Origin of the sequence: Aeromonas sp. R4-3, assembly GCF_040908275.1 — a bacterium.
In the GTDB taxonomy this organism is placed as follows: Bacteria; Pseudomonadota; Gammaproteobacteria; order Enterobacterales; family Aeromonadaceae; genus Aeromonas; species Aeromonas rivipollensis.
Genome location: NZ_JBFODK010000029.1, coordinates 1 through 22647 on the forward strand (window position 1 = coordinate 1; position 22647 = coordinate 22647).

20 protein-coding genes and 1 tRNA gene are annotated in these 22647 nt (G+C 61.9%); 14 read left to right on the forward strand and 7 right to left on the reverse strand.

The window, feature by feature from the left end:
- The first annotated feature begins 176 nt into the window (after positions 1-176).
- From AB5Y91_RS08710 to yjjG, 3 genes are all read left to right on the forward strand, one after another.
- A tRNA-Met gene (locus AB5Y91_RS08710) sits at positions 177-245 on the forward strand.
- Between the two features lie 146 nt (positions 246-391).
- Positions 392-1876: a leucyl aminopeptidase family protein gene (locus AB5Y91_RS08715; RefSeq protein ID WP_368169563.1), complete on the forward strand. Its 1485-nt coding sequence runs from the start codon at positions 392-394 to the stop codon at positions 1874-1876.
- Between the two features lie 29 nt (positions 1877-1905).
- On the forward strand, positions 1906-2586 hold the full coding sequence (gene yjjG / locus AB5Y91_RS08720; RefSeq protein ID WP_290028116.1) for a pyrimidine 5'-nucleotidase: 681 nt from the start codon (positions 1906-1908) through the stop codon (positions 2584-2586).
- Positions 2587-2658: 72 nt separating this feature from the next.
- Here the strand turns inward: yjjG and AB5Y91_RS08725 are convergent, their stop codons facing one another.
- The 4 genes from AB5Y91_RS08725 to elyC form a co-directional block, all read right to left on the reverse strand.
- Positions 2659-3915, reverse strand: coding sequence for an amidohydrolase (locus tag AB5Y91_RS08725; protein ID WP_368169564.1), 1257 nt, complete (start codon positions 3913-3915; stop codon positions 2659-2661).
- Positions 3916-5271: 1356 nt separating this feature from the next.
- Positions 5272-6243 carry a 6-phosphofructokinase gene (gene pfkA, locus AB5Y91_RS08730; RefSeq protein ID WP_005326082.1) on the reverse strand — a complete coding sequence of 324 codons (972 nt, stop codon included), beginning with the start codon at positions 6241-6243 and terminating at the stop codon, positions 5272-5274.
- 142 nt (positions 6244-6385) lie between these two features.
- On the reverse strand, positions 6386-7141 hold the full coding sequence (gene tpiA, locus AB5Y91_RS08735; RefSeq protein ID WP_111911896.1) for a triose-phosphate isomerase: 756 nt from the start codon (positions 7139-7141) through the stop codon (positions 6386-6388).
- Between the two features lie 135 nt (positions 7142-7276).
- Positions 7277-8047: an envelope biogenesis factor ElyC gene (elyC, locus tag AB5Y91_RS08740; RefSeq protein ID WP_368169565.1), complete on the reverse strand. Its 771-nt coding sequence runs from the start codon at positions 8045-8047 to the stop codon at positions 7277-7279.
- A gap of 129 nt (positions 8048-8176) precedes the next feature.
- Here elyC and cmoM point away from each other — a divergent pair, with 129 nt between their 5' ends.
- From cmoM to AB5Y91_RS08785, 9 genes are all read left to right on the forward strand, one after another.
- Positions 8177-8953, forward strand: coding sequence for a tRNA uridine 5-oxyacetic acid(34) methyltransferase CmoM (cmoM, locus tag AB5Y91_RS08745; RefSeq protein ID WP_368169566.1), 777 nt, complete (start codon positions 8177-8179; stop codon positions 8951-8953).
- 139 nt (positions 8954-9092) lie between these two features.
- The gene (gene mukF, locus AB5Y91_RS08750; RefSeq protein ID WP_368169567.1) at positions 9093-10412 is read left to right on the forward strand and encodes a chromosome partition protein MukF; all 1320 of its coding nucleotides are present in this window, start codon (positions 9093-9095) and stop codon (positions 10410-10412) included.
- Positions 10393-11130, forward strand: coding sequence for a chromosome partition protein MukE (gene mukE, locus AB5Y91_RS08755; RefSeq protein ID WP_025327077.1), 738 nt, complete (start codon positions 10393-10395; stop codon positions 11128-11130). The genes mukF and mukE overlap by 20 nt, the downstream gene beginning before the upstream one ends.
- Before the next feature lie 45 nt (positions 11131-11175).
- On the forward strand, positions 11176-15603 hold the full coding sequence (mukB, locus tag AB5Y91_RS08760; RefSeq protein ID WP_368169568.1) for a chromosome partition protein MukB: 4428 nt from the start codon (positions 11176-11178) through the stop codon (positions 15601-15603).
- 169 nt (positions 15604-15772) lie between these two features.
- Entirely contained in the window at positions 15773-16162 is a 390-nt protein-coding gene (locus AB5Y91_RS08765) for a septal ring lytic transglycosylase RlpA family protein (RefSeq protein ID WP_368169569.1), read from the forward strand.
- 170 nt (positions 16163-16332) lie between these two features.
- On the forward strand, positions 16333-16806 hold the full coding sequence (locus tag AB5Y91_RS08770; RefSeq protein WP_368169570.1) for a cupin domain-containing protein: 474 nt from the start codon (positions 16333-16335) through the stop codon (positions 16804-16806).
- 35 nt (positions 16807-16841) lie between these two features.
- Positions 16842-17291, forward strand: a complete 450-nt coding sequence (locus tag AB5Y91_RS08775; RefSeq protein WP_368169571.1) for a GNAT family N-acetyltransferase — start codon at positions 16842-16844, stop codon at positions 17289-17291.
- A gap of 222 nt (positions 17292-17513) precedes the next feature.
- On the forward strand, positions 17514-17843 hold the full coding sequence (locus AB5Y91_RS08780) for a putative quinol monooxygenase (protein ID WP_171276212.1): 330 nt from the start codon (positions 17514-17516) through the stop codon (positions 17841-17843).
- Positions 17844-17995: 152 nt separating this feature from the next.
- Positions 17996-18487, forward strand: a complete 492-nt coding sequence (locus tag AB5Y91_RS08785) for a histidine phosphatase family protein (RefSeq protein WP_368169572.1) — start codon at positions 17996-17998, stop codon at positions 18485-18487.
- 115 nt (positions 18488-18602) lie between these two features.
- On the opposite strand, the gene AB5Y91_RS08790 is transcribed toward AB5Y91_RS08785, so the two are convergent.
- Positions 18603-19052 carry a hypothetical protein gene (locus tag AB5Y91_RS08790; protein WP_289980222.1) on the reverse strand — a complete coding sequence of 150 codons (450 nt, stop codon included), beginning with the start codon at positions 19050-19052 and terminating at the stop codon, positions 18603-18605.
- A gap of 188 nt (positions 19053-19240) precedes the next feature.
- Positions 19241-19444, reverse strand: a complete 204-nt coding sequence (locus AB5Y91_RS08795; protein ID WP_106886705.1) for a hypothetical protein — start codon at positions 19442-19444, stop codon at positions 19241-19243.
- 201 nt (positions 19445-19645) lie between these two features.
- Here AB5Y91_RS08795 and AB5Y91_RS08800 point away from each other — a divergent pair, with 201 nt between their 5' ends.
- Both AB5Y91_RS08800 and AB5Y91_RS08805 read left to right on the forward strand, forming a co-directional pair.
- On the forward strand, positions 19646-20515 hold the full coding sequence (locus AB5Y91_RS08800; protein WP_368169573.1) for a PhzF family phenazine biosynthesis protein: 870 nt from the start codon (positions 19646-19648) through the stop codon (positions 20513-20515).
- 177 nt (positions 20516-20692) lie between these two features.
- Positions 20693-21514, forward strand: coding sequence for a Wadjet anti-phage system protein JetD domain-containing protein (locus tag AB5Y91_RS08805; RefSeq protein ID WP_368169574.1), 822 nt, complete (start codon positions 20693-20695; stop codon positions 21512-21514).
- A 450-nt stretch (positions 21515-21964) separates the two neighbouring features.
- Here the strand turns inward: AB5Y91_RS08805 and AB5Y91_RS08810 are convergent, their stop codons facing one another.
- Positions 21965-22543 (reverse strand): alkylphosphonate utilization protein, encoded by a 579-nt coding sequence (locus tag AB5Y91_RS08810; RefSeq protein ID WP_025327068.1) that lies wholly within the window; start codon positions 22541-22543, stop codon positions 21965-21967.
- Positions 22544-22647: the final 104 nt, after the last annotated feature.

Below are 22647 nucleotides of genomic sequence, written 5' to 3' on the forward strand. Positions count from 1 at the left end.
GCAGCTCGGTAGCTCGTCGGGCTCATAACCCGAAGGTCGTCAGTTCAAATCTGGCCCCCGCAACCAACTATTTGTCCTCATGGCTCGGTCTTGCATCGCAGCGGTGAGACGAAGACGCAAGGTGCTACTGCTCGGCAGCTTGCGGGAAAGGTCTGGCAACGGACACACAATTCGGACGCGGGGTGGAGTAGCTCGTCGGGCTCATAACCCGAAGGTCGTCGGTTCAAATCCGGCCCCCGCAACCAAGTTATTATATTTTCCCCTTCTCCATATCCATCTCGACTCTCCCGTCTATCACCCTGATCCAGCACATTAATTTATGTGGTGGCGATCCTTTGTCCCATTTGTTCGGTATCATTCTGGCTTCTGTTCATGGATGAGGCCTCTCCCTGTGATGCACGCTTTCAACTACCTTGCCCCCAAGATAACCATGCAGACCAGCACCCTGAACGAGGTGATGGCGAGCGACATTCCCGTCAAACTGCTGCTGGTAGCCGAGACCGGGCGCGACGCCCTGCTGGCGCAACCGGCCTTTGCCGGGGTGGCGGCCCAGATAGCCCTGGGTCTGCCGGCTCCTTACCGGCTGGCGGATGGCCAGGGCCTGCAGCTGGTGCTCTTCGTGGACTCGGCGCCGGTGCTGGATCACCGGCTCTACAAGCAGATCCGCACCTGGACAGCCCCCCTTGCGGGTCTCAAGGTGGCGCAGCTGGCGCTGCACCTGGAGGGCTTCGATGAGGCGCCCCGGGCGCTGCTGGCCGAGCTGGTGCTCGCCACCCTGCTGGCGGCCAATGTGCCGCTGCCCACCCAGAAACGCGCCGACGAGGCGCCCATCGGCTATCAGAGCCTGACCCTGTCTCCCCCCTGCATCCTGGATCTGGCCCGCATCGAGGCCGAGGCTCAGGGCAACGGGCTGGCCCGTCATCTGGCCGTGCTGCCCGCCTCCGAGTTGAACGCCGGCAGCTACCGTGCCTTCGCGCGGCAGCTGGCGCAAGCGGAGGGCTGGCAATGGGAGGAGTTCGACGAGGCGGCCCTCGCCAAGCTCGGCGCCGGCGCCTTCCTGGCGGTGGCCAGGGGCTCTGAGGACAACCAGGCCGCCATCGTCAGGCTCAGCTATTGCCCGGCCAATCCGGTGCGCCGCATCGCGCTGGTGGGCAAGGGGATCTGTCACGACTCCGGGGGCTATAACCTGAAAGTCGGTGGCAGCATGTATGGCATGCACCTGGACATGGGGGGCAGCGCTGTGGCGCTCGGGACCCTGCATGCCATCAGCCGGGCCAAGTTGCCCTATGAGGTGCACTGCTGGCTCGCCATCGCCGAGAACCACATAGGCCCCCGTGCCTACCGACCGGGGGAGGTGGTGACCGCCCTCAATGGCACCACCATAGAGGTGGTGGACACGGACGCCGAGGGGCGCATGGTGCTGGCGGATGCCCTGTCGCTCGCGGCCAAAGGGGAGCCCGATCTGCTGATTGACTACGCGACCCTGACCGGCGCCTGCAAGCGGGCGCTCGGCAGCCGTTACAGCGGCGCCTTCACCAATCGCCCCGACTGGCTTCCCGAGCTGATACGCCTGGGGCAGCAGAGCGGTGAACGCATCTGGCCCTTCCCGCTGGACGAGGATTTCGATGACAACCTCGATAGCGAGTGGGCCGATCTGTTACAGTGCGCGCCTGGTAGCTCGCCGGATCACATCGACGCCGCCCGCTTCCTCAGCCGCTTCGTGCCCGGGCAGACACCCTGGCTGCACCTCGACTTGAGCGGTTTTCGCAACAAGGGGGGCAACGGCGTGGTCGGCAGCGAAGTGACCGGGTTTGGCGTCAGGCTGTCGCTGGCGCTGCTCGCCAGCCCGCTCGGGATGGCCGAGCCCGCCATATGAATCGCCAAGTACAACCAATGAGGACAAGCGTGAAACAAGCAAGCTATGACTGGGTGCTGTTCGATCTGGACGAGACCCTGCTCGATTTCCCGGTCGCGAAGGCACTGGAGCGCACCCTGCAGATCTATGGCGTGACGCCGACGCCCCCCAGGATGGCGGCCTATCACGAGCTGAACCACAGGCTGTGGCAGCAATACAACTGCGGTGAGATAGACGCCACCTGGCTGCAGCAGACCCGGTTTTCGATGTTTGCCGAGCAGGTGGACGTGGCACCCATGGCGATGAATGACACCTTCCTGCAGCAGATCATCGCCCTGAGCGTGCCGCTGGAGGGGGTGGAGGAGACCCTGCTGGCCCTGAAGAGCCGGGTCAGGATGGGGATCATCACCAATGGTTTCAGCCTGCCGCAGCGCGGTCGTCTCGACAAGCTGGGCTGGAATGAGTGGTTTGAGCCCCTCGTTATCTCCGACGAGGTGCAGGTGACCAAGCCGGCCGCCGCTATCTTCCAGCATGCCCTGGATCTGATGGGGCAACCGAGCCCGGCGCGGGTGCTGATGGTGGGGGACAACCCCAAGACCGACATCGCCGGTGCCGCCGCCCAGGGGCTGGCGACCTGCTGGTACAACCCGGCCCGCCAGCAGGGGCCCTGCGAGGCGACTCACGAGATCCATCACTTCGCCCACCTCTCTGACATAGTGCTGGGACGCTGAGACAGGCGTCAAGCGGATCCGCAAAGACAAGAAAGGCAGCCCCAGGGCTGCCTTTTTTCATCGGAGGTGTTCTCAGGTGCCGAGGCGGCTGAGCAGCCAGGCCTCGAGCAGGGCGACGCCGGGGGCCAGCACGGCCTCGTCGAAGTCGAACTCCGGGTGGTGATGAGGCGCCGCCAGATTGGCCCCCAGGATCAGGTAGGCGGCCTGGCCGCCATTTTGCTGCACCCGCTCGATGAGAAAACCGGCATCCTCGCTGGCACCGAAACGGCGGCTGTGGATGGTCTCGAGCTTGAGCGCTTCGGCCAGGGGCACTATCTCCTCGAGCAGGGCCGGGCTGTTCTCTATGCCGATGGCTTCCCCCTGCTTGCGAATGAGGTAGCTGGCCCCCTGCATCATGGCGGCCCCTTCCACTATCTGCTGCACCTGGCCGAACATGTAGTCGTTGAGGGCCGGGGTCGCGCCACGGGTCTCTCCCTGCAGGCGAGCGTGACCCGGGATCACGTTGCGACCGCTGCCCCCATTGAGCTGGCCTATGTTGATGCGGGTCATGCCGTCCCGGTGGCGGGCAATGCCGAGCATGGCGGTGGTGGCCGTGCAGGCCGCCGCCAGGGCATTGCTGCCGGCGTTGGGCTCGAGCCCCGCGTGGGCGGCGCGCCCCATGAATTCCACATCGAACTTGGTGGAGCAGAGAAACTCGGTGGGATTGACCACCAGTTCGCCGCTGTTGGCATGAATGCCGATGTGCAGCGCCAGCAGGGCATCCACGTCGTCGAGCTGACCACCCGCCGCCAGCGCCTTGCCGCCGCGACACCCCTCTTCGGCAGGCTGGAAGAACAGCTTGATGCGGCCGTTGAGCCGCTCGCCCAGGGCGCTGATCCGCTCGGCCAGCACCAGCCCGATGGCGGTGTGGCCGTCGTGGGCGCAGGCGTGCATCCAGCCCGGGTTGGTGGAGTGCCACCCCTCCTGGCAGGGCTGGTGTGCCGGCTCCCGGCTCTCTTCCACCTCTACCGCATCTATGTCGAAGCGAAACCCCAGGGTAGGGCCGGGGCGGCCGCTGTCCCAGACCCCCATCACACCGGTGATCTCGTCGATGCGGGCCAGCCAGTCGGGGTGGGCCCCCTGACGCAGGGCTCGTTCCTTCTGGGCCGCTACGTCGATCTCCCGTCCCATGATGAGGTTGCTGGCCAGCAGCTTGTCCCCCAGCATGACGGAAAAACCGAGTTCGGATAGGTGGTGGGCGATGAGGGCACTGGTGCGAAATTCACACCAGGCGGCTTCGGGGAGACGGTGAAGGTCACGGCGCCAGTGGCGCAGAGCATCCTGAGTCATGGTGATTCCTGCATGGCAAATCCAGCGGACATTGTGACGGGCAGGGGGGCAAGAGTAAATCCCGCAGAGACAGATGCAGCAAGGGGAGCACTGAGGCTCCCCTTGCAAGAACGGCGATCATGACGTCCAGGTCGTTAAATGCTCACAGATAGCCAATAAATCCTGACTGACATCCTGTTCTTGCACAAGGCTTCAAAAACCCATCTTTGCGGGTGTTTTTACGGCCTGGTGGCGCTATCAAGACCCAGGGCAAGCAGCTTCCTGACCGATTAACCGCCTTAGAGCTGTGCCAGCGAGGGCAGAGAGACGGCAACCAGAGTGAAAAACACGGTAAAAACGGCGGTAACAACGAACTCTTTCATTATTTTGTCTCCCTTGGCTGACTGATGATGAGACCAAGATACCACAATGACAGGGGATAACAATGAAAAATGTATTTATATGGCTAAATTCAATTGGTGGCGATGTAGTGCCATGTTTTTGTAATTTTGTGGCTGTTTTATCGTCTCATCATGGGGTGGTCAATTTCATGCATGTCAGGCATGTAACTATTCCTTTTATATACATATAGTTACTGTTTTTCGTTTGTGTTTTTTAGTGGGTTTTGTACGAGACTCTTTTAGTGATCTTCAACTTTTGTGACGGAAAATGGCAGGGCGATGCGCCTGAAAGTGTCGCCAATGATGGGTTGGCTGTCTGGTATCACCATTTCCCTTGTCTCATCACTTTTACCTGCCCGCCATGGGATAAGCCCAGTCTGGGCGGTGCTTTATCGTCATCACCTCCCGGCAGAATTTCAATTCACAGAGGAAAACAGGGCAAAACAGCAGACATTCGGCAGGAGAAAGACCCGCTGCACCGCCCGCCAAGCCGCTCTTTTTGGGCGGGCGTCATGGTTGGGGGCATGAAATTGCATTCACAGGTGCACAGGGACAGGCACGCACGAGGGGGGCTCCTGTCAGAGGGCGCAAGGGGCAGGGCGAGAGGCGTCCTGAGAAGTACATCGGCCAGGGAGGTGCGGGTTCCAGGCCGAGCAAGCCCTATGGCCCAGGGGCAGGCAGAAGTGCAGGCAAGAGGGCGAGCAAGACGGGGGAGTGAAGGGAGCAAGCGTCTGCTGAAGAGGGGTAAATGAGAGAGGTGAAAAGAGAAAGGGGAGAATAAAGTGCGCGCCTATCTCGCTACCTTATCTGGCAGAAACTCAGCAGGGGGCAGATAGGCAGGCTGGCTCATGGACGGGGCAGGGAGGGCGGTGGCCTGTGTCTGCCAGCAGGGGGCGCTGATGACAGCCGGCAGGCATAAAAAAACCCTCCGATGGAGGGTTTTTGTCACAACAACCTGCATGAAGCACCAGGGGGCTTAGAACAGGGTGGTGGAGAGATCGTACAGCTCCTGATCGAAGGGGCGCTTGAGGTTCTCGATGCAGTCGATGATGTCGTGGTGCACCATCTCGTTGCCCTGGATACCGACGCAGCGGCCACCCTGACCGGCCAGCAGCTGCTCGACGGCAAAGGCACCCATGCGGCTGGACATGATGCGATCGCGAGCGGTCGGCGAGCCGCCACGCTGGATGTGGCCCAGAATGGTGGCGCGGGTTTCGCGGCCTGTCATGGCTTCGATGTCTTTGGCCAGGGCGTTGACGTCGGTGACGTGCTCACAGATGGTGATGATGGCGTGCTTCTTGCCTTTGGCTTCGCCTTCCTTGATCTGTTGCAGCAGCTTCTCTTTGTCAAAAGCCACTTCCGGCACTATCACGTACTCGGCACCACCGGCAACGGCGGCAGACATGGCCAGATCGCCACAGTGGCGGCCCATGATCTCGACCACAGAGATGCGGTGGTGGGAGCTGCAGGTGTCGCGCAGACGGTCGATGGCGTCGACCACCACGTTGAGGGCGGTGTCAAAGCCGATGGTGAAGTCGGTACCGGCGATGTCGTTGTCTATGGTGCCCGGCAGACCTATGCAGGGGAAACCTTCTTCGGTCAGCTTCTTGGCACCCATGTAGGAGCCGTCACCGCCGATCACCACCAGGGCGTCGATGCCGTGCTTTTTAAGGTTCTCGATCGCTTCGGCGCGAACTTTCGGGTCCTTGAAGGCGGGGAAGCGGGCAGAGCCCAGGAAGGTGCCGCCACGGTTGACCACGTCGGAGACGCTGTGGCGCTCGAGCTTGACGATCCTGTCCTGATGCAGACCGAGGTAGCCATCATAGATGCCGTAGACTTCCAGGCCATGATGCAGACCGGCGCGCACCACGGCGCGAATGGCTGCGTTCATACCCGGTGCGTCACCACCACTGGTCAAAACACCAATACGTTTGATTTGTTTGGTCATGAGTGCCTCTGGATCTGAGTTGTCGAATATCAATATCTGAAAATGGGGCCAGCCGTTTTTACTATATCGGCTTTCCTATGGAAGAAGGGGACCCATAGGAAAGCGATATCAAGAGAGGGGCCAGGCCCCTCTCTTGCGTCACTTACTGGGCGGCGCCAGCGATGATCTGGGAGAAGTCGTCCACTTTCAGGGACGCACCACCCACCAGGCCACCGTCGATGTCCGGCTGACCGAACAGATCGGCAGCGGTCGCGCCAGTGACGGAGCCACCGTACAGGATCTGTACTTTGGCAGCGACGGCGGCGTCGAAACCGGCCAGGTACTGACGGATGTGAGCGTGAACGGATTGCGCGATTTCCGGGGTGGCAGTCTTGCCGGTGCCGATGGCCCATACCGGCTCGTAAGCCACGACGGCGTTCTCGAAGGAGGCGATGCCGCAACGGTCGATGACGGCTTTGAGCTGGGTCTCGACCACGTTCTTGGTCACGCCGGCTTCGAATTGCTCCAGGGTCTCACCGATGCACAGAACCGGCACCAGGCCGCCTTTCTGGATGGCTTCGTACTTGGCAGCTACCACGTCGTCGGTCTCTGCGTGCAGGGTGCGACGCTCGCTGTGGCCGACCAGGGAGTAGGTGCAACCGAAGGCTTTGAGCATGGAGGGGGCGTTCTCGCCGGTGAAGGCGCCAGACTCGTGAACGTCGGCGTTCTGGGCACCGTAAGCAATCTTGCTGCCAGCGGTCAGCTGTTCAACCAGACCCAAAAAGATAACCGGCGGGCAGACGGCGACTTGCACGGAAGGATGAGCGGCAGCAGCCGGGGTCAGTCCTTTGATCAGAGCTTCGACAGAAGCTTTGGTGCCGTTCAGTTTCCAGTTACCCATTACCAGGTGCTGTCTCATCTTCTCAATCTCCTAGGCATTTGATTGCGCAACATTATATGAATTGAACCGAGCCCAAGATAGCTGACCCGGCGGCAAATGACGTAATTTTTTTTCGCTTTCCTGATCCAAATCAGGAATGCAAGAACCGATCGCTCAATCGTTAACCTGCCCCCGCAAACGGGCCCACCATACCCCAATCCACTCGTGAATGGCAGCCTCGGAATACATCAGATAACGCCCCTTGGGCAGGTAGCTGTAGAGGGGCTGCGCCACCTGACTCTGCTTGGCGGTGTAGTCGGTGGGGGCCGGCACCGCATCGAGTCCCTGGCCGCGATAGAGCGCCATGGCCCTGGGCAGGTGGGTGGCCGAGCTCACCAGGGCGACCCGCTTGCCCTTGAGGTGGGCGCTGATGCTGACCGCCTCGTCATGGGTGTCTTTGTTGTTTTCAAACAACGTCATTCGGGATCTCGCAATCCCCAGGCTCGTCGCCATGCGGGCGTTGACCTCGGCATTGGACAGGGGATCCCCGGACACATAACCGGAGAAAATGAGCTCGGCTTCTGGATAGGCCTGGGCCAGCCGTACTCCTTCCAGGGTGCGGGCCAGGGCTATGTTGTTCTGCCAGGAGCGCTCGGGCACCGCCGGATCGCTCACATGGCCGTTGCCGAGCACCACTATGGCCTCGATATCCGGATGCTGGCTCACCTCGAAGGGCGGATAGGTCTGCTCCAGTGAACGGGCCAACTCATAGCTGACGGGTCTCATCCCCATCAGGGCGATGATCACCAAGGAGAGGGTCGCCAGCAGCTTGCCGCTCTTCTGAAAGCGGGTGAACCAGAGCAGCGCGAGCGCCAGCAGCAATAAGGAGAGGGAGAAGGGCAGCGGCATCAGCAACTGGCCTAACCATTTTTTAAGCTCAAACACTGTGGTGTCGTCCTTGAGTTTTCAGCGGATCCGGGATGTGACAGAATACCCCTCTTTTTTCCTGTGGCCCAATCCTGTGTGGTTCCTCCTGCGAGCCCCCACAGCGGGGCGGCCGAAGATGAGTGTGTCTTGAAGCAAGATCAGAGTTTTGACGGGCGCGCCGACAAGTTCGCCCGCAACATTTATGACTCCACCAAGGGGCGCATTCGCACCGCCGTGGTGTGGAGCGACATCGAAGCCTGCCTGGCGCGCCTTGGCAACAGGCCCCTGCGCATCCTGGATGCCGGCGGCGGCTTTGGCTACTTCGCCCAGAAGCTGGCGGCCATGGGCCACCAGGTGGAGCTGTGCGATCTCTCGGCAGAAATGCTGGAACTGGCCCGCAGCCAGATCGCCGAGAAGGGGCTGGAAGACAGAATTCGTCTCATCCATTGCCCCATTCAGGAGCTCAAGCAACATGTGACCGGCACCTTCGATCTGGTGCTCTGCCACGCGGTGCTGGAGTGGCTCGCCGAGCCCCGCCAGACCCTGCTCGGTCTGTTCCCTTTCGTCAATGCAGGGGGCATACTGTCGCTGCTTTTTTACAATCGTCATGGCCTCTTGTTCCAGAGCCTGGTGGTGGGCAATTTCGACTATGTGCGCCAGGGGCTGAACAAGAAACGTCAGACCGCGCTCACGCCCACCAACCCCCAGTTGCCGGAACAGGTCTATGACTGGATAGGCCGGGGGGGCCTCAAGATCATCGGCAAGACAGGGGTGCGGGTCATTCACGACTACATGCGCCACAAGCAGGAGCAGGTCGAGAAATTCGATGATCTGCTGGCCATGGAGCAGCACTACTGTCGTCAGGAACCCTTTGTCTCCCTCGGGCGCTACATCCATGTGATGGCCCAGAAGCCGGTCGGCTGAGGGTGGTCATGGGGGCCTGAATGGTCGGGATGCAAGGGTTTATGCGGCCGGGATACCGCCGCCGGGGTTGCCCATCCCCGGGTCCTAATCACCACGAGGGGTCTTGTGCCCCCGTTTATAACAACGAGATGATAACGTCATGATGAGTACATCCCGTACCCTGCCAGAGACGGTGGGATGGGTCAGACAGGAGGGCCTCTCCTTGAATCTGCCCACCGACAGGCTGGCCTTTCTGATTGCGATCAAGACACTCTCCGAGGATGAATCGGATTTGTCAGAAGCCGCGCTGCACGACGCCTTCGGTTATGTGAGCAGCGCCTTCGGTCAGATGGACGAGACCCTCATCGGTCGCGCCAACAACGCCATCAACGATCTCATTCGCCAGCAACTGCTGTCGCGCTTCACCACCGACATGGTGGCGGGGGAGAGCCTCTATCGCCTGTCGCGCCTTGGCATGAGCATCGTCGACTTCTTCATGGATCAGCGCCAGGTCGATTCCATCAAGCTCTCCATCCTGCTCGAACACCTGGCATCCGAGCTCGACACCGCCCGCAAGGCGGCACTTGAGACCAATACCCGGGAGCAGTGGGATGCAGAGGTGCTGCCGCGCCTCTCCTTCTCCCTGGAGGAGACGCTCGGGCGCATCGATCTCACCCAGCGCGCCATGGACGAACAGCAGAATCAGGTCAAGAACGAGATAGCGGCCCTGCTGACCCAGAACTGGATCGACGCCATCCACAGCTGCGAGAAGCTGCTGCGCGAGACGGGCCAGACCCTGCGCGAGCTGCAAGATACCCTGGACGCCGCCGGCCATCGGCTGCAGGCGGGGCTGCTCAACATTCAGGAAGCGGCCCAGGGGCGCGACGATCTGTTCCACGTCGAGGAGCTGACCCATGCCCTGCAGGGGCGTCTCGACGTCATCACCTCCTGGGGCCAGCAGTGTATCGAGCTCTGGTCCCGCTATGACAGGCACGTCCACAAGTTCATCCGCAACGCCATCGACATGGACAAAAACCGCGCCTTCAGCCAGCGGCTGCGGGAATCCATTCGCAACTTCGAGCAGCACAACTTCTTGCTCAGAGTCGCCGAGGAGCCGCGCCTGTTGGAGCTGCGGGACGAAACCATCGCCATCCACGACGAGGAGGTGACCGGCGAGGTGCCCCTCGAGATGGAGTTCATGGAGATTGTGGACATCAACCAGGCGCTGGCGGAGCGCATCGAGCGCTATCTGGCTCGCTATCCCGAGCAGGGGCAGCAGCTGGACCTGGCCGACGTGCTGCGGGAATACCTGCTCGATTTCCCGGCCCACGCCCACTTCGACGTGGCGCGTCTGCTGATAGACCAGGCCGTGCGCCTCGGCCATGCCAGCGGTGAGCGCGAGCTGCACCGCCAACCCGCATGGAAACCCATTAACCAAGCTGGATCCAAGGTTCAGGCCTATGTCATTGATCAATTCTGAGTTTCCCTTGCCCCTGCGGCTCGCAGAGGCCATCGCCAACCCCTTGTTTCCGCGCATCGACACCGCCCTGCGCTCGGGGCGCCACATCAGTGCCGACGATTTCGAACAGCATTCGGCCCTGGTGGAGTTCCATGGCGAGCTCGAGATCTTCTACGGCCGCTATCAGGTCGAACTCATCAAGGCGCCTGAGGGCTTCTTCTACCTGCGTCCACGCCCCAGCGCCGACATCGGCACCACAGTGCTCTCCGAGCTTGATATGCTGGTGGGCAAGGTGCTCTGTTACCTCTATTTGAGCCCGGACAGGCTCGCCTCCGAGGGTGTCTTCACCATGGGCGAGCTGCAAGAGGAAGTGTTGAGCCTGGCCGACGAGAAGCAACTGCTGCGCATGGTCAACAGCCGCTCCGGCGGCACCGATCTGGACAAGAAGAAGCTGCTCGAGAAGATCCGCACCTCCATGCGCCGTCTCAAGCGCCTCGGGATGATCACCGCCCTTGGCAACAGCGACAAGTTCAGGGTCAACGAATCCGTGTTCCGCTTTGCCGCCGACGTGCGCTCCGACGAGGATCCCCGCGCCGTGCAGCTGCGGATGATTCAGGAAGGGGAGGCCATCTTCCACGACGACGAGATGCCGAGCAGCGATTCGCTGTTTGACGACATCGAGGGAGATTTGGATGAAGAGCAGCTGGAGCTGGAGGTGGAAGATGATCTGCAACGTTAATGTTCTGGCACAGATGGAGTTGGCCGGTTTGATGGAGAGTGCGGCGTGAGAGGCAAATTCAAATCCCTGACCATGGTCAACTGGAACGGCTTCTTCGCCCGAACCTTCGATCTCGACCAGCTGGTCACCACCCTGTCCGGCGGCAACGGGGCGGGCAAGTCCACCACAATGGCGGCCTTTATCGCGGCGCTGATCCCGGATCAGTCCCTGCTCCATTTTCGCAACACCACGGAAGCGGGCTCCAGCAGCGCCTCCCGTGACAAGGGGCTCTACGGCAAGCTGCAGCGCGGCCACTGCTATTCGCTGCTGGAAGTGATGAACAGCCGCGAGCAGCGGATCTGGGTCGGCGTCCACCTGGAGCAGGTGGCGAATCGCGACAACAAGGTCAACATTACCCCCTTCGCCCTGGTGGATGTGCCAGAAAACCTGCAACCCACGGATCTGCTGCTGGAAAAACTCCATGACGGCAAGGGCCGGGTACGCGCCTTCGCCGATCTCAAGGGGGCCGCCGCCGAGCTGGGGGCCATGAAGGTCGCCAAGTTCAATACGGTGACCGATTATCACAACTTCATGTTCGAGTTCGGCATCACCCCGAAAAAGCTGAGGGATCAAAAAGATCGCGGCAAGTTCTACCGCCTGATCGAGGCCTCGTTGTATGGCGGCATCTCCTCGTCCATCAGCCGATCCTTGCGGGAATACCTGCTGCCGGAGAACTCCGGCGTGCGCAAGGCGTTCCAGGACATGGAGGCGGCCATCTACGAGAACCGCCGCACCCTGGAGGCCATCAAGGAGACCCAGGGCCAGCGGGATCTGTTCAAGAACCTCATTACCGAGACCACCCACTATGTGGCGGCCGAGTATGTGCGGGGCGCCGCCGAGAAGAGCCGTCTCTCCGAGCTGGCCCTGAAGGCGCGCGCTGAGCTCGCCGGCAAGCGTCGCCTGCTGGCGGAAGAGAAGCAGCGCGCCATCTATCTGGCGGACGAGGTGGATCAGCTCACCAACCGCGAGAAATTGCTGACCGACGAGCTGGAGTCCGCCGCCGAGCACCTGGCCAAGGTGATGGCGGCAGTGGCGCTGCAAAAGAAGATTGCCCTCTATCGCGCCGATCTGCGGGAGCTCAACGACAAGCTCGAGCAGCAGCAGGCGGTGGTGGAAGAGATCCACGGCCAGTTGCTGGAAGTGGAGGAGCGCAAGGAGCTGGCCCAGGCAGAAGTAGACAGCCTCAAGACCCAGCTGGCCGACTATCAGCAGGCGCTGGATATTCAGCAGACCCGCGCCATCCAGTACCGCCAGGCGGTGCAGGCGCTGGAGACGGCCCGCGCGCAGTGCGAACTGCCGGGACTGACCGCCGAACAGGCGAGCGACAGCCTGCACCAGTTCCGCGCCGCCGAGCAGAGCTTAACCCGCCGGGTGCTGGGGGCCGAGCAGCAGCTGGCGCTGGCCAAGGCCGCGGTGGCCGAGCATCAGGCCGCGCTGGCGCTGCTGCTCAGCATCGCCCCCGAGACCGCCCGCGAGGCCGCCTGGCCCACGGCGCAGGCGCTGCTCAAGCGCCATATCGAAGACAAGGCCCGCATTGCACAGGGGCAGGGGCTGCGCGCGGCGCTGGCTCGCCTCGAGAAAGAGAGTGACAGCCAGAAGGTGCTGTTCAAGTTGCGTGACGAGCTGCATCAGGCGTCTGGCCAGCTGATCGCGAGCCAGGACGAGCTGGAGCTGTTTCTTGAGGCCCAGCGCAACCGTCAGGAAGAGCTCGCCGATCAGCAGGCGGAGGCGAACCAGCGCCGCGCCAGCCTCGAGCATCAGGGCGTCCAGCTCGGCCGCGATATCAGCGATCTCACCAAGCTGGCGCCGCGCTGGCTCAAGTCGTTCGAGAAGCTCGAACAACTGCGCGAGCAGAGCGGATTGCCGCTCGCCACCGCCGAGGAACTCTCGGCCGGTATGCAGACAGTGCTCGACAAGGAGCGGGAGTTCGAGCAGGAGAGCAACCGCATCCAGGGCCAGAAGCAGGCCCTGGAGCTGCAAATTCGCAACCTGCAGCTGGGAGCCGGCGAGGCGGATCCGCGCCTGGCCCGCGTCGCCGAGCAGGTGGGGGGCGTGCTGCTATCCGACGTCTATGACGACATCTCCATCGACGATGCCCCTTACTACTCCGCGCTCTACGGCCCGGCTCGCAGCGCCCTGGTGGTGCTCGACCTTGAGGGCGCCATAGAGCGACTGAAAAAGCTGGAAGATTGCCCGGAGGATATCTACCTCATCCAGGGCAACCCCGACTCCTTTGACGAGGATCTGGTGGAAGCGGACGAACTGGGGGACGCCGTGCTGGTGCGCACCAGCAAGCGTCAGGTGCGCTTCTCCCGCTATCCCGAGCTGCCGCTCTTTGGTCGCGCCGCCCGGGAAAAACGCATCGAGCAGCTCGATCTCGAGCGGGAAAATCTTATCGAGGGATACGCCAAGGCCGCCTTCGAGCAGCAGAAGTACCACCGCCTCTACGGGCATTTTCGCGACTTTATCGGCCAGCATCTGGATATCGCCTTCCGCCCCGATCCGGAAGCCGAAGTGCAGGCCAAACAGGCCGAGCTGCGCGCGCTGCAAGGGGCCATCGGCGAGTGCGACAAGCAGCTGAGTGAGGCCAAGGCGGCCGCCGCCCAGCTGACTCGCCATATCCAGCTGGTACAGGGGATGCTGCCCTTTGCCCATCTGTTTGCCGAGACTGATCTGGCGGCCCGCCTCGAGGCGGCCCACGCCGACGTCGAGGCCCTTAAAACAGCCGAAGCCTTTATCGCCCAGCACGGCAAGGGGCTCGAGAAGCTCGAGACCCTGGTGCAGGTGCTGCGCCAGGATCCCCAGGATCTCTCTGCCCTGCAGGCAGCCTTTGATGAGGCGAGCGAACTGCTGGCCGAGCAGAAGCGCCGTTGCTACGCGCTGGATCAGTTGGTGGCCCGTCTGCCGCACTTTGCCTATCAGGATGCGCAAGACCTGCTGGGCAAGGCCTCGGAGATGAGCGAGCGGCTCAAAGAGAAGCTCAAAGCCGCCGAGCTGGCGGCCCGCACCGCCGGTGAGCAGCACAAGCAGATTGCCCAGCGCCACACCGAAGCGCTGCAACTGCGCACCGCGCTCGATTCCAGCGCCTCGGCCAAGGGCCAGACCCTGGCGGAGTTCGAGCAGGAGCTGGGGGCCATGGGGCTCACCCTGTCCGACGACATGGAAGAGAAATCCCGCGCCCACAAGAAAGAGATCGAGGAGCTGCTCATTCGCACCCGCTCCCGTCGCACCAGCGCCGAGGCCCAGTTGCAGGTGACCAAGCGCGAGATTGAATCCTTGGGCGGTCGTCTCAAGCTCGAAGGCAAGGACTACTTCGGCGCCCGTAAATCCCTGGTGGGCCACAAGGCGAACTGGTCGCGGGTGGTGCGGCTGGCGCGGGAGACCGATGTCGAGAAGCGCCTGAACAAGCGCGAACTGGCGTACCTCGATAGCGACGAGCTGCGCTCCATGTCTGACAAGGCCCTCGGCGCCTTGCGGGTGTCGGTGGCCCACAACGAGGCCCTGCGCGATGCGCTGCGCCTCTCCGAGGGCAACCGCAGCACGGAGCAGAAGGTCGCCTTCTACGTGCAGGTCTACCGTTACCTCAAGGATCGCATCCGCAACGACATCATCCGCTCGGACGATCCTGTGGAGGCCATAGAGGAGATGGAGATCGAGCTGGCGCGGCTTGCCGACGAGCTCAAGCAGCGGGAGAACCATCTGTCCCTCTCCTCCCACGAGGTGGCGGCCAAGATAACCAACATCATCCGCCGGGAGCAGAACCGCATCCGGGTGCTCAACCAGGGCCTGCAGAACATCGCCTTCGGCCTGGTGCGCGGGGTGCGCCTCAACGTCAACATCCGCGAGGCCCACACTCGTCTCTTGACCGCGCTCGCCGATCAGAGCGCCATGCACAACGATCTGTTCGCCGACAAGGAGCTCAGCTTCTCCGAGGCCATGGCCAAGCTGTTCCAGCGCCTGAACCCGCAGATAGAGCAGGGGGAGCGCAACTATCAGGTGATGGGGGACGTGCTGCTGGACTATCGCAACTACCTGGAGCTCGAAATCGAGGTACAGCGTGGTGCCGATGGCTGGCTGCGTGCCGAGAGCGGGGCCCTCTCCACCGGTGAGGCGATAGGTACAGGTCAGGCCATCCTCTTGATGGTGCTGATCAGCTGGGAGGAGGAGTCCCGCCGCCTGCGTGGCAAGGACATAGCCCCCTGCCGTCTCTTGTTCCTCGACGAAGCGGCGCGCCTGGATGGCAAATCCATCGCCACCCTGTTCGAGCTGTGCGAGCGCCAGGATATGCAGCTGCTTATCGCGGCGCCGGAGAACATCAGCCCCGAGAAGGGCACCACCTACAAGCTCATCCGCAAGGTGCAGGGCAAGCACGAGCACGTGCACGTGGTGGGGCTGCGGGGCTTCGGTTTCGCCGATGACAAGCTGATCGCCTGAGTCCTTCCCCTGACAGGGGCTGACGGGTGAACACACAAACGGGAGGCTTGGGCCTCCCGTTTTCCATGGAAAATATGAGAGAGTAGGCGTCTGTTCGCGGGATCCAGACTGGCGATGCAGGGTAACGGCCACGGCACATCAACCTGACATCGCATCGAGGGAATAAAGCATGACGTGGAAATTACAAAAAGGGCTGCTGGCCTCCCTGTGCCTGCTGCTCGCGGCCTGCAGCAGCCAGCCTGATACAGGCAGTGCGGGCAACGGGCGGGGTTATACCCAGACTGGGCTGGCCTCCTACTATGCCGATCACTACCACAACAAGCGCACCGCAAGCGGCGAGCCCTACCAGAAGAGCGCCAACACCGCCGCCCATATGACGCTGCCCTTCGGCGCCATGGTGCGGGTGACCAACCTTGCCAACGGCAAGAGCGTGGTGGTGCGGGTCAATGACAGGGGCAACTTCCCGAGGGGGCGAGTGATCGATCTCTCAAGGGCGGCCTTCAGCAGCATAGGCAACACCCGATCCGGCCTTCTCAAGGTCAAGGTCGAGGTGTTGTAGAGGGCCATAAGCCCGGCCCATTGCACAGCGGGAAACGGCAAGGCCCCGGACATTGCATCTTAGCGTTGACAGCCTCCAGTCGTATCTGTGTTATTGCATGACTGCCACTCAAGGCACTCGGCTTGTCTCTTGCTGCCCCTCGCCAGGGCGCCAATATGGAGGTTGTTGAGATGACGAACCGGACACCCATTCAGGCCATACAGATCCCGGAGAACAAGGCAAAGTCCCTCTATCCGGAGCCCTTCGCCTCACTGGTCAAACACCGCACCAGACGCAGGCTGGGGGACCACTTCGGTCTTGCCAATCTGGGGGTGAACCTGACGACCCTGGCGCCGGGCGCCATCTCGGCGCTCAAGCATCACCACAGCAAGCAGGATGAGTTCATCTATGTGCTCTCGGGCACCCCTATGCTGCGTTATGGGGAGGAGGAGTACCTGATGTCGCCGGGGGAGTGCATCGGCTTCAAGGGTGGCAACGGCCTGGCCCACCAGTTGCTCAACCCTGGGGAGGTGGAGGCGGTTTATCTCGAGCTGGGGGACAGGCTGGCGGGGGACACAGTCCAATACCCTGACGACGATCTGGCCCTGGTTCAGGGCGCCGATGGTGCCTGGGCTGCCAGACATAAGGACGGGACCCCCTATTAGGGGCCCATCACTCTTTGGGAAAGCATGATAAGTCTATGAAATTCATCCCCTTCTGTGAGGTGCGCGCAGAGGATTTTCTGCCCCTGGTCAACGACGAGACGCTGCGAAAGCACCTGATTGACCATCCCCCCTTCGAGCTGGCCACGGTGCGGCGCTGGATGGAGGAGAAGATGGCGATAGATGCGCTGCCCGGTTGCCGCGTGCGAGCCGTCCTCATCGATGGCGCTCTGGTGGGGTGGTGCGGTCTCCAGCCCGATGAGGAGGGGATAGAGATAGCCATCGTCATCGCCAGGGCGGGTTGGGGCAGGGGGCTCGCCATCTTCAACGAGATGATGGGGTGGGCGCGCAGCATGGGCCATCAGGAGGTCGTCTTTCATCTGCTGGGCACACGCCCCTTATACAAGTCCCTCGCCAGGCGCGCCACCAGGGTGACAAAGACGACACTGTCGGGGCACCCTTTCACCACCTATTACTTCAGCGTTTAGATCTGGAGCAGGCCCTGACGACGAGCCGCGCGCCTGCCTCTGGCCGCGCTTATGTCCCTGCCGTCGCCCCGTTGTTCACCGGGGTGAACACTCTGTCCATCCTGCCCATCTATATCGGCCTGGCCGCCATGCCTACACTGGGCGCCATGTTGAGGGAGGCGGCTGCCATGAGAGGGCAGCCACCTCCCGGTCTCTTGATGATGTGACAGTGGAGAGGTAGAGATGAAGAGAGAGTCGGACAAGATAGTGTCGATCGCCGTGCTCAAGGCCAAAGCCGGCATGAGGGAGCGCCTGCGCCACGAGTTGCTCGCGCTGATAGCGCCCACCCGCCGGGAGCCTGGCAATCTCGATTATGTGCTGTTCGAGCTCAAAGACGAACCCGGCACCTTCTACATGCGCGAAGCCTTCGTCAGTCAGGCCGCCCTGGATGCCCACTGCGAGACGGACTATTTCCAAGCCTTCGCCCGCCAGGCGGACGACTTGCTGGCAGAGCCCCTTCGCCTCATCTTCATGGAAGAGGTGAGCCCGCCATCGACCATGGGACCGGGCTGAGAGCCTGCCCGTTCGCTTGCCCCATGTTCCCGAACGGTGCGGCTTCGCTATGATTGAGATGGCGCAGTGACAGGGACTGAGGGCAGGCAAACCCCGGTTGTCACTAGTCAAAGGTGGTACTGGGCCCATGGGTGGCCGTCACGGGAGGCGTCATGAAGAGAACCCTGATCCTGGTGCGTCACGGCAAGTCGAGCTGGGAAGAGAAGGGGCTGGCTGACAGGGCGCGGCCGCTCGCCGAGCGGGGCCTGCGCGACGCACCCCTGATGGGCAGACGGCTGGCGCACGATAAGGTGAGGCCCGATCTCATCCTATCGAGCCCCGCCTGCCGGGCCTTGTCGACGGCGAACATCATCGCCGAGGTGCTCGGCTACCGGCCAGAGGAGATCATCACGGACGAGCGGATCTATGGCGCAGATGTGAGGACCCTGCTTGAGGTGATGGGTGAGCTTGGTGACGAGTTAAGATGCGTCATGCTCTTTGGTCACGATCCCGAGTTCACCGACCTTGCCCACCGCTTCTCCGGCAGGATCACCCGGATGCCGACCTGCGCCGTCGCCCGCTTCACCTTTGACGCCCCCTCCTGGTCGGCCGCCGCGTCGCAAAGGCCGGTGACGGCCGTGCTCGACTATCCGAAAAAGGGGTAAGTGAATAGCAAGAGGAAGCGCAGTGTTGTCGCTCACCGGGGGCTGGTGAAGAAACCGGCAAGAGATCAAACAAGAAGGGGAGCCCAGGCTCCCCTTCACATTCCCGTCATGTCGCTTATTTGGCGACGATCGGCCCCTTGGTGCCCGCATCGTTATCGACCCAGCCATCTTCACCCTTGATGCGACGATCCCCCTGTATGGTGTAGATGACCATGCCGTCCTTGAACACCAGGGCCCCATCGGATTTCTTGGCACTGACCTTCTTGTCGTTGACCCACACCTGATCCTTGTCGTCGATGCGGATGGTGGCGACGGTGGCGCCCGTTTCGGGGAAGGTGGCGACCCAGTTTCCGGCGTAGGGGCTGCCGCTGGTGGCCGCCGGAGCATCACCGAACCCGGCGGCCGCGTTCTCGGCCTTGGTCTTGTGAATGTCGCAGCCCTGGGCCTCGGTTACCTGGGTGCAGCCGGAGCGCTCCAGCTGCTGGGCATATTTTGCGTTGATGGCGTGAGCCGGGGCCATGCCAAGCAGAGTCAGGGTCACGATAAGAGCAGCATTCCTGGACATAATTCATCCCTCAAAATGTGAGTCTTGCCGGTTCATCGCAGCCATGACTGCCATGAGCAACAGCCTGGGTTCGCGGCAATATCCTGGGTGCGAGGTGGCAGGCCTGTTTCACGTTAGCAGCTGGAACGGGACTCGCACAGGGGGGCGAAAAAATTGGTGCCATCCAGGGGCTCCCTGAGCCCGCGGACTCAGCTTTGGGGCACTCTTATCCCCTTGTCGAGGTAGAGGCTGCTGTAGTGGGCGCGATGGGTGACGAACATCACCTGGTGGCGGCTGCCGTCGGAGAGGATGACGAAATCTCCGGCCTGGGCCGGGCTTTGCAAGAGGATCTCGTGTTCGGGGGCCGTCAGCTTGTCGACCTCTTCCCTGAAGATGAGGGTGTATGAATACATATGGCACTCCACTGCAGGCGCATATACAGACAGGTTTCCCAACTCTAGTCGCCAGTGCCCGGATCCGCGGCGCTCAAGCGGCACCTGTGCGGCCGTTAATTTTATGGGTAAGCTGACCCCCTGATGGGCTCCCCCGGAAGGGGCCGCAAGGATGAGCCTATGAACCCCATTTCTCGTGAAGCAAGAAGCCAAGGAGTTGTCATGACGGAGCTGGTCACTGAGCTGGTGCGGATCGCCGCCTTTTCCGCAGGATCCCGCGGGGGCAATCCCGCCGGTGTCTGGGTAGGGGCCCAACTGCCGACGGCGGAGGAGATGCAGCGGATCGCCGCCGAGGTCGGATTCTCGGAGACGGCCTTCGCCGCCCCGCTGCAAAGCGAAGGGCAAGGCGCAGAGGTGCGCCAATGGCGGGTGCGCTACTTCTCTCCCGAGGCGGAGGTGCCGTTTTGCGGCCATGCCACCATAGCCCTCGGGGTGGCGCTGGCGCGCCGCTTCGGGGCAGGGGACCATGCCTTGCGCCTCAGCCAGACCCAGATTCGGGTCTCGGGCTGGCAGGATGAGCAGGGGCAATGGCAGGCGGCGCTGCAATCCCCGCCGACCCACAGCAAACCGGCGCCGGCGGATCTGATGCGCGAAACCCTGGCGCTGTTTGGCTATGATGCGGCCAGCCTGGATCCCCGCATACCCCCGGCGATCATTCACGGTGGCGCCGATCATCTGGTGCTGGCGCTCAAGGATCGCGCAACGCTCTCGGCCATGCACTATTCGCAGGCGCAGGGGCGCCTGCTGATGCGCCGCGAGGGACTGGTGACCATCTTGCTGGTGCATGTGGCCGGGGAGCGATTGTTCCACACCCGCAATGCCTTCGCCTACGGCGGCGTCTATGAGGACTCGGCCACCGGCGCCGCGACCGCCGCCTTCGCCGGCTACTTGCGCGACCTCCACTGGCCCCACGGCGGCGCCATCGACATAGTGCAGGGGGAAGACATGGGCATGCCGTCGCGGCTGCATGCCGAGATCCCGGCGGAACCCGGCAGTTCAATTCGGGTGTCAGGAGCGGCGCGGTGGATCTGAACCGGCATCATACGCAATACCACGTCAGTTGAGGCAGGAGGACAATGTCGATGGGATTGTTTGAACGAGCGGATATTCGTGCATTGAGCGAAAAGCTGTTGGGGTTGTCACAGGGGCAGGGGATGGCTCGGTTTGGGTGCGCGGCGTCAGCTTACCGAGCGGGGTCGTGTTTTTTTGATGGACAAGCTCGCAGAGGCAGCAGACGACAATGTTTGGTCGGGTGATGCCGTGCTGACAGAGTTGGGTTGCCAACTGCCTCGGCGTATTAACGGTGCAACCCTGAGTGGCCTTTGGCACCGAGACTGCAAGATCAGATTGTCACAGAATCACATGGAGCAGGTTGCAGCGCTGGGGCTTAGGGTATTTGGTGATGAGGTCATACGATTACGTACCTTGACACCGCTGATATTGGTCGATGTAGAGGGCAGACGGCACGACATGACCGCTGTGATAATGCTTCTGGGGGAGTTGGCATTGCCAGAACGAGCCTTGGTCGGGTTGGAAGGCATGGAATGGCAAGGGCGGCAGTTAGTCACGGTGGAAAACAAGGGTGCCTTCGTGGACTACCCGCTGCAAGAGGGCGAATTGCTGCTGTATGTCCCTGGCCGCAATACCACCCTGGCAAAGCAACTGCTCCCCCTATTGCCAGAGAGCCTCCCCTGGGCACACTTTGGGGATCTGGATCAACGTGGCCTGGACATTGCCACCGAACTGGCGGGGGCTCTGGGTCGTCCTCTGGCGCTCTGGTTACCCGACAATCTCATGGATTACGTCCATCACTATGCTCGCGACTTACTCCGTCAGCCGAAAGAACAAAAGAGGCAGCGAGGCAAAATTGCTTGGCGAGACAACATAGCACCCGTTCAGGGGGGCACAGTGCTGGCAGAGGCATTGACTCATTTGACAGCCAATAAAGCCTGGTTGGAACAAGAAGTCCTGGTCACAGCCAGACGCTGGCAGTTATGGGCACTTGGTGTTGAGAGGGAAATCGCACAATAAAAAACCGCCCTTGTGACGTGGGCGGTTTTTTTATGGTGCCGACCCTTATTTCAGGGCTTTCTTCAGCTTCTTGATCTTGCCTTCGTGCTTGGCAATTTTATCCTTGCGGGCAGCGATTTTCTTCTTGATATCTTTCTTGCTGGCTTTGGCCATAGGTAGTGCTCCTTGTGTCAAGAGGTCATCATGGGGTCATGATGTTCAGGATCTGTCCATGTCAAGAGCCCAGAGTGCCACATGAATTCCATCCGGGCCAGTGTTTCGCGGTTCCGGGAGCGGATGCTCCCCTGACGCAAATCCGGCGAAGGGGGGCTCGCTCATCGGGACTGGTTTGCAGGATAGTCCAGTTTTCCGGCGGCGCCACTGTGGCCGCGCCGACATTGTCGGTGGCCGGGCAACAAAAAAGCGCCCCTGGGGGCGCTTTTTGCATCATCCGAACCACAAGTGAGGGGATCAGGCCTTCTTCAGGTAGGCTGCGACCAGCACTATCTGCACGCCATTGACCTTGCCTTCGATGTGCAGCGGGTTGTTGGTGAGGCGGATGCCCTTGACCAGGGTGCCACGCTTGGCGGTGAAACCGCCGCCCTTGACCTCCAGATCCTTGATCAGGGTGACGGAATCCCCCTCCTGCAGCACGGCGCCGTTGGAGTCGACGGTGGGGACGCTGTCGTCATCGTCGCTGGCGCTGCCCGCTTCGGCCCAGGCCTTGGTCTCTTCTTCCATGTACATCATGTCCAGCATGTCCTGGGCCCAGATCTCGCCCCGGGCGGACAGGTTTTTAAGCTGGCGCCATGCCATCACTTGCACCGCCGGCACCTGGCTCCACATGCTGTCACCCAGGCAACGCCAGTGGTTGACCTCTGTGGTGTCCGGCTGCTCCAGCTGGCCACGGCAGGTGGTGCACAGCGCCACGCTGTGGTCATCGTCACTGGCGGGGGAGTGTGGCACCGGGAAGGCAGTCAGCGCATGTTCTGCTCCACACAGCTCACACTTGGCGTCCGCACGCGCTTGCAGGATGGCATTGATGGTCATGTTTTGGTTCCGTTCATATGGGTAAAACGACCCGCGTGGGCGAGTCGCGCTAATGAGGGGGCGGAATATAGCACAAATCCCTGCTTTTTGTCAGGCTACCAGCA

Coding starts and splice junctions, on each gene's coding strand:
- AB5Y91_RS08725 (WP_368169564.1), bottom strand. CDS start 3,915: ATGACTCAGGATGCTCTGCGCCACTGGCGCCGTGACCTTCACCGTCTC.
- pfkA (WP_005326082.1), bottom strand. CDS start 6,243: ATGACCAAACAAATCAAACGTATTGGTGTTTTGACCAGTGGTGGTGAC.
- tpiA (WP_111911896.1), bottom strand. CDS start 7,141: ATGAGACAGCACCTGGTAATGGGTAACTGGAAACTGAACGGCACCAAA.
- mukF (WP_368169567.1), top strand. CDS start 9,093: ATGATGAGTACATCCCGTACCCTGCCAGAGACGGTGGGATGGGTCAGA.
- mukE (WP_025327077.1), top strand. CDS start 10,393: ATGTCATTGATCAATTCTGAGTTTCCCTTGCCCCTGCGGCTCGCAGAG.
- AB5Y91_RS08765 (WP_368169569.1), top strand. CDS start 15,773: ATGACGTGGAAATTACAAAAAGGGCTGCTGGCCTCCCTGTGCCTGCTG.
- AB5Y91_RS08770 (WP_368169570.1), top strand. CDS start 16,333: ATGACGAACCGGACACCCATTCAGGCCATACAGATCCCGGAGAACAAG.
- AB5Y91_RS08775 (WP_368169571.1), top strand. CDS start 16,842: ATGAAATTCATCCCCTTCTGTGAGGTGCGCGCAGAGGATTTTCTGCCC.
- AB5Y91_RS08780 (WP_171276212.1), top strand. CDS start 17,514: ATGAAGAGAGAGTCGGACAAGATAGTGTCGATCGCCGTGCTCAAGGCC.
- AB5Y91_RS08785 (WP_368169572.1), top strand. CDS start 17,996: ATGAAGAGAACCCTGATCCTGGTGCGTCACGGCAAGTCGAGCTGGGAA.
- AB5Y91_RS08790 (WP_289980222.1), bottom strand. CDS start 19,052: ATGTCCAGGAATGCTGCTCTTATCGTGACCCTGACTCTGCTTGGCATG.
- AB5Y91_RS08795 (WP_106886705.1), bottom strand. CDS start 19,444: ATGTATTCATACACCCTCATCTTCAGGGAAGAGGTCGACAAGCTGACG.
- AB5Y91_RS08800 (WP_368169573.1), top strand. CDS start 19,646: ATGACGGAGCTGGTCACTGAGCTGGTGCGGATCGCCGCCTTTTCCGCA.
- AB5Y91_RS08805 (WP_368169574.1), top strand. CDS start 20,693: ATGGACAAGCTCGCAGAGGCAGCAGACGACAATGTTTGGTCGGGTGAT.
- AB5Y91_RS08810 (WP_025327068.1), bottom strand. CDS start 22,543: ATGACCATCAATGCCATCCTGCAAGCGCGTGCGGACGCCAAGTGTGAG.